6 protein-coding genes are annotated in these 9376 nt (G+C 72.8%); 5 read left to right on the forward strand and 1 reads right to left on the reverse strand.

The window, feature by feature from the left end; genetic code table 11:
- Nucleotides 1-118: 118 nt before the first annotated feature.
- On the reverse strand, nt 119-781 hold the full coding sequence (locus ACFVIM_RS28910; RefSeq protein ID WP_384307323.1) for a bifunctional DNA primase/polymerase: 663 nt from the start codon (nt 779-781) through the stop codon (nt 119-121).
- 457 nt (nt 782-1238) lie between these two features.
- Between ACFVIM_RS28910 and ACFVIM_RS28915 the strand changes: the two genes are divergently transcribed.
- The 5 genes from ACFVIM_RS28915 (at nt 1239) to ffh (ending at nt 9252) form a co-directional block, all read left to right on the forward strand.
- Nucleotides 1239-2735, forward strand: a complete 1497-nt coding sequence (locus ACFVIM_RS28915; RefSeq protein ID WP_384307326.1) for a hypothetical protein — start codon at nt 1239-1241, stop codon at nt 2733-2735.
- 338 nt (nt 2736-3073) lie between these two features.
- Entirely contained in the window at nt 3074-4429 is a 1356-nt protein-coding gene (locus tag ACFVIM_RS28920) for an ammonium transporter (protein ID WP_384307328.1), read from the forward strand.
- On the forward strand, nt 4426-4764 hold the full coding sequence (locus ACFVIM_RS28925; RefSeq protein ID WP_384307331.1) for a P-II family nitrogen regulator: 339 nt from the start codon (nt 4426-4428) through the stop codon (nt 4762-4764). Before ACFVIM_RS28920 ends, ACFVIM_RS28925 begins: the two co-directional genes overlap by 4 nt.
- A 71-nt stretch (nt 4765-4835) precedes the next feature.
- Nucleotides 4836-7361 carry a [protein-PII] uridylyltransferase gene (locus ACFVIM_RS28930; RefSeq protein WP_384307333.1) on the forward strand — a complete coding sequence of 842 codons (2526 nt, stop codon included), beginning with the start codon at nt 4836-4838 and terminating at the stop codon, nt 7359-7361.
- Nucleotides 7362-7698: 337 nt separating this feature from the next.
- Nucleotides 7699-9252 (forward strand): signal recognition particle protein, encoded by a 1554-nt coding sequence (gene ffh, locus ACFVIM_RS28935; protein ID WP_384307336.1) that lies wholly within the window; start codon nt 7699-7701, stop codon nt 9250-9252.
- Nucleotides 9253-9376 lie beyond the last annotated feature (124 nt).

Here is a 9376-nt window from a genome sequence, read left to right on the forward strand (position 1 = left end):
GGGCCGGTCACCGAAGGCGGTGACCGGCCCTCCGCCGTCTGTGTGTGAGGGGTCCCGGCGTCCTGGGACGTGTCCGCAGAGTCCCGTCCGGCCCGCGGCGCCCGGCAGGTACCACGACCTACGCCGTCAGCCGGTGACAGATGTACGCGAGTGTTCCCAGCAGCAGCCGGGCCGGGGGCGCGGTCGCGGTGTCCAGCGACGGGGGCCGCAGCCAGTGGACCGGACCCAGGCCCGCGTGGTCCGACGGGGGCGCGGTGATGTGGTCGCCGGGTCCCAGGCAGTGCAGATCGAGGTCGGCGTCGTCCCAGCCCATGCGGTACAGCAGGGTGGGCAGTTCCGCCGCGGCTCCCGGCGCCACGAAGAACTGGCACCGGCCGTCCGGCGTCGCCGTCACCGGCCCCAGCGGCAGTCCCATCCGCTCCAGCCGTACCAGCGCCCGCCGTCCGGCCGGCGCGGCCACGTCCAGGATGTCGAAGGTCCGGCCCGCCGGCAGCAGCACGGTGGCGTCCGGCACCCGGGACCAGGCCGCCGTGACGGTGTCCAGCGTGGCCCCGGCCGGGATCTCCCCCGTGTACGGAAGGGGATGGGCCCCCGGTGCGGGGCACCCGTCGCTCCCGCAGGAGCAGCCTCCGGACGTCATCCGGGCGCCCGGCACCACCGCCCAGCCCCACAGTCCCGTGTACTCGGCCACCGCGGTGCACTCCGTCGCGCGGTCCCGGCGCCGTGAGCCGGACCGGATGTCCCTGATGCTCCGGCTGCCGCCGCCGATTGTGAAGCCCATGCCCCCTCCAACGGGTTGCGCTCGCCGGTGGTTACGACCCGAAGTCTCCTCGTAACGGAGCGTCGCGAGCAGTGAGGCGTCCGCGGCGCACGGTGGCGCGAGGGGGGGTGCGGGCGATGTCGCGCGCCTCGGCGTGCACCACTTCGCCAGCTCCTGATCGTCATATGTCAAGTGAATCGCGCCTGGCGGCGAGGGAGTTCATTCGAAGGGGTGGCGAATGGTGGCGTTTATGGAATCCCACTCCTCGCTCGGGTGATCGTAGGATTACTTTCAGTGCGCGGACCCCGGAGGTGTCACGGCCCTGTCGCCGTGGCAGTCCCGCAGCCGCGCCCGCCCGTGGGTATGCCGGAGGCAAGTCGGTCTTCTGTTCGGTGGCGTACGAGGCCGGACAGACGCCCCATCTCACGGCATTCTGGTAGGGGTTCGAGCTTCGGACTTAACGGATGGGGGCGTTCCAGTGGACGGCAGCGGCGCCGGTACGAAAACCGGAAAGCGCCCGAACGAGCAGCTGGCCTCGTGGTTCCTGCGCAGCGGCTGGTCCAAGGGCGAGCTGGCCCGCCAGGTCAACCGCCGCGCCCGCCAGATGGGCGCGCACCACATCAGCACCGACACTTCCCGCGTCCGGCGCTGGCTCGACGGGGAACAGCCCCGTGAACCCATCCCCCGGATCCTCTCCGAACTCTTCTCCGAGCGTTTCGGCGCCGTCGTCGCCACCGAGGAACTGGGACTGCGGACCACCCCGCCCTCCCCCTCGATCTCCGGGGTCGACCTGCCCTGGGCGGGCCCCCAGACGGTCACCCTGCTCAGCGAGTTCTCCCGCAGCGATCTGATGCTGGCCCGCCGGGGCTTCCTCGGCACCTCGCTCGGTCTCGCGGCCGGGCCCGCCCTCATCGAACCCATGCAGCGCTGGCTGGTGCCAGCCCCCGGATCCGTCCCCGGCTCCGTGCCCGGCGCCGTGGCCGACGGCACCTCGGCCGCCACGGACGGACCCGGGCTCTCCCGGCTCTCCCGCCCCGAGCTGGAACTGCTGGAGTCCACCACCGCGATGTTCCGCCAGTGGGACGCGCAGTGCGGTGGCGGGCTGCGGCGCAAGGCCGTCGTCGGCCAGCTCCACGAGGTCACCGACCTCCTCCAGGAGCCGCACCCCCCGGAGACCGCCCGGCGGCTGTTCACCTGCGCCGCCGAGCTGGCCGAGCTGGCCGGGTGGATGAGCTACGACGTAGGGCTCCAGCCCACCGCGCAGAAGTACTTCGTCCTCGCGCTGCACGCCGCCAAGGAGGCGGGTGACAAGCCGCTGGGCGCCTACATCCTCTCCTCCATGAGCCGCCAGATGATCCATCTGGGGCGGCCGGAGGACGCCCTGGAGCTGATCCACCTCGCCCAGTACGGCAGCCGGGAGTGCGCCACCGCTCGTACCCAGTCGATGCTCTACGCGATGGAGGCCCGCGCCTACGCCAACATGGGCCAGCCCAGCAAGTGCAAGCGCGCGGTCCGGATGGCCGAGGACACCTTCGAGGACGTCGGCCTCGGCGGAGAGCCCGAGCCCGACTGGATCCGCTTCTTCTCCCGCGCCGAGCTCAATGGCGAGAACGCCCACTCCTACCGCGATCTCGCCTATGTGGCGGGCCGCAGCCCCACCTACGCCTCGCTCGCCGAGCCGGTCATGGCCCGCGCGGTGGAGCTCTTCCGCCAGGACGAGGAGCACCAGCGCTCCTACGCCCTCAATCTGATCGGCATGGCCACCGTCCATCTGCTCAAGCGGGAGCCCGAACAGGCCACCGAACTGGCCTCGGAGGCGCTCACCGTCGCCCGACGGGTCCGGTCCGAGCGGGTCAACACCCGGCTGCGCAAGACCGTCGACACCGCCGCCCGTGACTTCGGCGACAGCGCCGAGGTCGTCCATCTGACCGACCAGCTCACCGCCCAGCTGCCCGAGACCGCCGAAGCGGTCTGAGCGCCCCCGGGTACGGAGCGGATTCCCCCGCTCCGTACCGCCACCGGCCCGGAAGAGGCCGGTCCGTACAGTCCCCGGCCGCGACGACCGTCCCGAACAGCCGACTCGGCTCCCCCAAATGCCAGGTCACTCGGGCGGCGTCGCGGCCGGTCCAGGTCCGCTCCCGGCCGGTCGCTGGCTGATCAGGCGGTCTTGTGTTGACGGGTGCGTAACACACAGGGGCTCTTCGTCACCGGCGCGAAACATCGGGCTGCCTTGGCCGAAACGGCGCCGCGTCACCCTCGCAGGGCGCGCCACCCCCCGCCCGCACCCCGGCCGCACGACCCCGAGGAGACCCGATGCCCCCAGGCATCCTGACGCTCGCCGCGGACACCCCCGAACTGTCCGCCGCCAACACCGGCTTCATGCTCATCTGCTCCGCGCTGGTGATGCTGATGACCCCCGGACTCGCCTTCTTCTACGGAGGCATGGTCCGGGTCAAGTCCACCCTCAACATGCTGATGATGAGCTTTGTCAGCCTCGGCATCGTCACCGTGCTGTGGGTGCTCTACGGCTTCAGCATGGCCTTCGGCTCCGACATAGGCTCGCTGGTCGGCTGGTCGGGCGAGTATGTGGGCCTCAGCGGGATCGGGGTGAACCAGCTCTGGGACGGTTACTCCATTCCGGTCTATGTCTTCGCGGTCTTTCAGCTGATGTTCGCCGTGCTCACGCCCGCGCTGATCAGCGGGGCCCTGGCGGACCGCGTCAAGTTCGGCGCGTGGATCCTCTTCGTCGTCCTGTGGGCGACCATCGTCTACTTCCCCGTCGCGCACTGGGTCTGGGCCGCCGGAGGCTGGCTCTTCGAGATGGGGGTCATCGACTTCGCGGGCGGCACCGCCGTCCACATCAACGCCGGAGCCGCCGCCCTCGGGGTCATCCTCGTCATCGGCAAGCGGGTCGGTTTCCGCAAGGACCCCATGCGGCCGCACAGCCTGCCGCTGGTGATGCTGGGCGCCGGGCTGCTCTGGTTCGGCTGGTTCGGCTTCAACGCCGGATCCTGGCTCGGCAACGACGACGGCGTCGGCGCGGTCATGTTCGTCAACACCCAGGTCGCCACCGCCGCCGCGATGCTCTCCTGGCTGGTGTACGAGAAGATCCGGCACGGCGCCTTCACCACCCTCGGCGCCGCCTCCGGCGCCGTCGCGGGACTGGTCGCCATCACCCCCGCCGGAGGCTCCTGCTCCCCGCTCGGCGCGCTCGCCATCGGAGCCATCTCCGGAGTGCTCTGCGCCATGGCCGTCGGACTGAAGTTCCGCTTCGGCTATGACGACTCCCTCGATGTCGTCGGCGTCCACCTCGTCGGCGGTGTCGCGGGCTCCCTGCTGGTCGGCCTGTTCGCCACCGGAGGAGTGCAGTCCGACGCCAAGGGCCTCTTCTACGGCGGTGGCCTGGAACAGCTCGGCAAGCAGGCCATCGGCGTCTTCGCCGTCCTCGCCTACTCCCTGGTCGTCTCCGCGCTGCTCGCCCTGGTCCTCGACCGGACCATCGGGATGCGGGTCGACGAGGACGTCGAGGTCTCCGGCATCGACCAGGACGAGCACGCCGAGACCGCCTACGACCTCAGCGGCGCGGGCGGCGGAACCCGCCGGACCGCCCCCACACCGGGTGAACTCGCCTCGACGGCGCCCGCTCCGACCCAGAAGGTGGACGCATGAAGCTCATCACCGCCGTCGTGAAGCCCCACCGGCTCGACGAGATCAAGGAGGCGCTGCACGCCTTCGGGGTCCAGGGCCTGACCATCACCGAGGCCAGCGGATACGGCCGCCAGCGCGGCCACACCGAGGTCTACCGGGGCGCGGAGTACACCGTCGACCTCGTTCCCAAGATCCGTATCGAGGTCCTGGTCGAGGACGACGACGCCGACCAGCTCCTCGATGTGATCGTCAAGGCCGCGCGCACCGGCAAGATCGGCGACGGCAAGGTCTGGACCGTCCCGGTGGACACGGCGGTCCGGGTACGGACGGGCGAGCGCGGCCCCGACGCTCTCTAGCCCTCTGGCAAGAGCCCCCGGGCACGCCCAGGGACGGGCGGGCCCGGGGAACGGACGAAGGAGGCGGGTCGGTGCCGGGTACCCAGACCATCACCGAGGCGGAGGACTCGGGCCCCAGCGGCTACGCCGCGGCCCGGTTGCGGCTGCTCACCGGACGGGACCGCTCCGGACCCGCGCGCCGGGGCGCCCTTGCCCAGCTCACCGACCAGTGGCTCGCCGCCCTGTTCACCGCCGCCGCCCGCGCCACCGGTGTCCAGGGCGCCGCGCTGGTCGCGGTCGGCGGCTACGGCAGGGGAGAGCTCTCCCCGCGCAGCGATCTCGATCTGCTGCTGCTCCACGACGGCCGGGCCGACGCAGGCGCCCTCGCCACCCTCGCCGACCGGCTCTGGTACCCGGTCTGGGACCTCGGGCTCGCCCTCGACCACGCGGTGCGCACCCCCGCCCAGGCCCGCCACACCGCGGGCGAGGATCTCAAGGTCCACCTCGGGCTCCTCGACGCCCGGCCGCTCGCCGGGGACCGGGCCCTGGTCACCGCCGTACGCGGCGCCGTCCTCGCCGACTGGCGCAACCAGGCACCCCGGCGGCTGCCCGAACTCCACGCCCTGTGCCGGGAGCGGGCCGAGCGCCAGGGCGAACTGCGCTTTCTGCTGGAACCCGATGTGAAGGAGGCGCGCGGCGGGCTGCGGGACATCACCGCCCTGCGGGCCGTCGCCGCCTCCTGGGTGGCGGACGCGCCCCGCGCCGGGCTCGCCGAGGCCCGCCGCACCCTGCTCGACACCCGCGACGCCCTCCATCTCACCACCGGGCGCGCCACCGACCGGCTCACCCTCCAGGAACAGGACCAGGTCGCCGGTGAGCTGGGCGTCCTCGACGCCGACGCGCTGCTGCGCCAGGTCTACGAGGCGGCCCGGACCATCTCGTACGCCACCGACATCACCTGGCGCGAGGTCCACCGGGTGCTCGCCGCCCGCTCGGCGCGGCCCCGGCTGCGCCGGATCGCCCGCGAGGGCGGGGAACTGCTGCGGCGGGTCCACGGGCGGCGCGCGGAGCCCGAGCGCAGCCCGCTCGCCGACGGGGTGGTCGAACAGGACGGCGAGGCCGTGCTCGCCCGCTCCGCCCGGCCGGAGCGGGATCCCGCGCTGCCGCTGCGGGCCGCCGCCGCGGCCGCCCAGGCCGGGCTCCCGCTCTCCCCGCACGCCGTGCGCAGGCTCGCCGAGGCGTGCCCGCCGCTGCCGGTGCCCTGGCCCGCCGGGGCCCGGGAGGAGTTCGTGACCCTGCTGGGCGCGGGGGAGCCCACGGTGCCCGTCTGGGAGGCGCTGGAGGCCGAGGGGCTGGTCACCGCGCTGCTGCCGGACTGGGAACGGGTCCGCTGCCGCCCCCAGCGCAACGCCGTCCACACCTGGACCGTCGACCGCCATCTCGTGGAGACGGCGGTACGCGCCGCCGCGCTGGCCCGCCGGGTCACCCGGCCCGATCTGCTGCTGGTCGCGGCCCTTCTCCATGACATCGGCAAGGGTTGGCCCGGCGATCACGCGGTGGCCGGGGCGACCATCGCGGCGGATGTGGCCGGGCGGATCGGTTTCGGGTCCGCCGACGCGGCGGTGCTGGTGACCCTCGTCCGCCACCATCTGCTGCTCATCGACACCGCGACCCGGCGGGACCTGGAGGATCCGGCGACCGTGACCCTGGTCGCGCGGGCCGTCGGGAGCACCGCGACGCTGGAACTGCTGCACGCGCTCACCGAGGCCGACGCGCTGGCGACCGGGCCCGCCGCCTGGTCCGCGTGGCGCGGCAGGCTCGTCGCGGATCTGGTGCGCCGGGTCGCCGAGGTGCTGCGGGACGGCGGCGCCCCGGTGGTGCGGGACGAGGGCGCGCCCAGCGCCGAGCAGGAGCGGCTGGCGGTCGAGGCACTGCGGACGGGCGGTCCGGTGCTCGCGCTCCACACCCGGCCGGAGGCGGTCGATCCCGACGACCCACCGGACCCCGTGGCCGGGCCGGCCGTCACGGACGGTGTCGGGGCCGAGCTGCTGATCGCCCTGCCCGACCGTACGGGGGTGCTGCCCGCCGTCGCCGGGGTCCTCGCGCTGCACCGGCTCACCGTCCGCTCGGCCGAGCTGCGGACGGTGGAGCCACCGCTGCCGGGGGAGGCGGGCGATGGCCGCGCCCTCGTGCTGAACTGGCGGGTCGCCGCCGCCTACGGCGCCCTGCCGCAGGCCGCCCGGCTCCGCGCCGATCTCGTCCGGGCGCTGGAGGGCTCCTTGGACATCCGCGCCCGGCTCGCCGAGCGCGACGCCGCCCAGCCCCGCCGCCGGGGCGTCGCCGCGCCCCCGCCGAGGGTCACGCTCGCCCCCGCCGCCTCCGCACAGGCCACCGTCATCGAGGTGCGGGCCCAGGACGCCCCGGGCCTGCTCCACCGGATCGGCCATGCCCTGGAGCGGGAAGCCGGGGTTCGGGTGCGCAGCGCCCATGTCTCCACGCTCGGCGCCAACGCGGTCGACGCCTTCTACCTGACCACCCTCGGCGGCGCGCCACTGGCGGAGCCCGTCGCCGTGGCGCTGGCGCGGTCCGTGCAGACGGCGCTGGAGCGGGCCGGATAGCGGGCGGGAGCGGGCACGGGGGCCGCGGAGGTCGGCTCTCCCCGTCGGCGTACAGCCGTGACCGGCGCCCTCACCTTCGTACGGTCGTGACCGGCGCTCTCACCTTCGTACGGTCGCGATCGGCACCCTCACCTTCGTACGGTCGCCATCGGTGCCTCCCACCGGCGCCTCCCACCTGCGTACGGAGGGGTCCGGCGCCCCCGCGGCGTACGGCCGGAGCGGGGGCGGGACCGGTCGCGTACGGCGGAACGGTGACGGCATGGGCGCGTCGGACGCGGGTCCGGATACCCTGGAGGGCGATTTCCCCTGCCCCCGACTCTGAGGACCGACGAGCGCCGTGTTCGACACTCTCTCCGACCGCTTGGCGAATACCTTCAAATCCTTGCGTGGCAAGGGTCGCCTCAGCGAGGCGGACATCGACAGCGCGGCCCGGGAGATCCGGATCGCCCTGTTGGAGGCGGATGTCGCGCTCCCCGTGGTCCGGGCCTTCATCGCCAATGTCAAGGAGCGGGCGCGCGGGGCCGAGGTCTCCAAGGCGCTCAATCCGTCGCAGCAGGTCATCAAGATCGTCAACGAGGAGCTCGTCAGCATCCTCGGTGGTGAGACCCGCCGGCTGCGGTTCGCCAAGCAGCCCCCGACCGTCATCATGCTCGCCGGTCTCCAGGGTGCCGGTAAGACCACCCTCGCCGGAAAGCTCGGCAAGTGGCTCAAGGGCCAGGGGCACTCCCCGCTGCTGGTCGCCTGTGACCTCCAGCGTCCGAACGCGGTCAACCAGCTCTCCGTGGTCGCCGAGCGCGCGGGTGTCGCCGTCTACGCGCCGCAGCCCGGCAACGGCGTGGGCGACCCGGTCCAGGTGGCCAAGGACTCCATCGAGCACGCGCGGGCCAAGGTCCACGACGTCGTCATCGTCGACACCGCGGGCCGTCTCGGCATCGACGCGGAGCTGATGCGGCAGGCCGCCGACATCCGGGACGCGGTCTCGCCGGACGAGGTCCTCTTCGTCGTCGACGCGATGATCGGTCAGGACGCGGTCAACACCGCCGAGGCCTTCCGCGACGGCGTCGGCTTCGACGGCGTCGTGCTCTCCAAGCTCGACGGCGACGCGCGCGGTGGTGCCGCGCTCTCCATCGCCCATGTCACCGGCCGCCAGATCATGTTCGCCTCCAACGGCGAGAAGCTGGACGACTTCGACGCCTTCCACCCGGACCGGATGGCCTCGCGCATCCTCGGCATGGGTGATGTGCTCAGCCTGATCGAGAAGGCCGAGCAGACCTTCAGCCAGGAAGAGGCCGCCAAGATGGCCTCCAAGCTGGCGAGCAGCAAGGGCAAGGACTTCACGCTCGATGACTTCCTGGCCCAGATGGAGCAGGTCAGGAAGATGGGCTCCATCTCCAAGCTGCTCGGGATGCTGCCGGGCATGGCCCAGATGAAGGAGCAGATCAACAGCATCGACGAGCGGGACGTGGACCGTACCGCCGCGATCATCAAGTCGATGACCCCGGCCGAGCGCACGGACCCGACGATCATCAACGGCTCGCGGCGCGCCCGTATCGCCAAGGGTTCGGGTGTCGAGGTCAGCGCGGTGAAGAGCCTGGTGGAGCGGTTCTTCGAGGCGCGCAAGATGATGTCGCGGATGGCCCAGGGCGGCGGGATGCCGGGCATGCCGGGGATCCCCGGCATGGGCGGTGGCCCCGGTCGGCAGAAGAAGCAGCAGAAGCAGGCCAAGGGCAAGCGCCGCAGCGGCAACCCGATGAAGCGCAAGGCCGATGAGGAGGCCGCCGCCGCCAAGCGGGAGCAGTCGGCCGCCGAGGGCGGGGCGTTCGGACTGCCGGGCGGGATGCCGGGCAAGGACTTCGAGCTTCCGGACGAGTTCAAGAAGTTCATGGGCTGAGGGGCGTGGGCCCGTGGCCGGTGAGCGAGGAGTTCATGGGCCGAGGGCCGCGGGGGACGGCGGCTGACCGGCGCGCGCCGGTCAGCGGGTGCCCCGGGCTCCATGGGGCCGGGCGAGCGAGGCT

It is taken from the genome of Streptomyces sp. NPDC057638, assembly GCF_042800315.1.
GTDB lineage: Bacteria > Actinomycetota > Actinomycetes > Streptomycetales > Streptomycetaceae > Streptomyces.

What these genes read in the sequence shown, in the direction of transcription:
- ACFVIM_RS28910 (WP_384307323.1), bottom strand. Translation starts at nt 781, where the DNA reads ATGGGCTTCACAATCGGCGGCGGCAGCCGGAGCATCAGGGACATCCGG.
- ACFVIM_RS28920 (WP_384307328.1), top strand. Translation starts at nt 3,074, where the DNA reads ATGCCCCCAGGCATCCTGACGCTCGCCGCGGACACCCCCGAACTGTCC.
- ACFVIM_RS28925 (WP_384307331.1), top strand. Translation starts at nt 4,426, where the DNA reads ATGAAGCTCATCACCGCCGTCGTGAAGCCCCACCGGCTCGACGAGATC.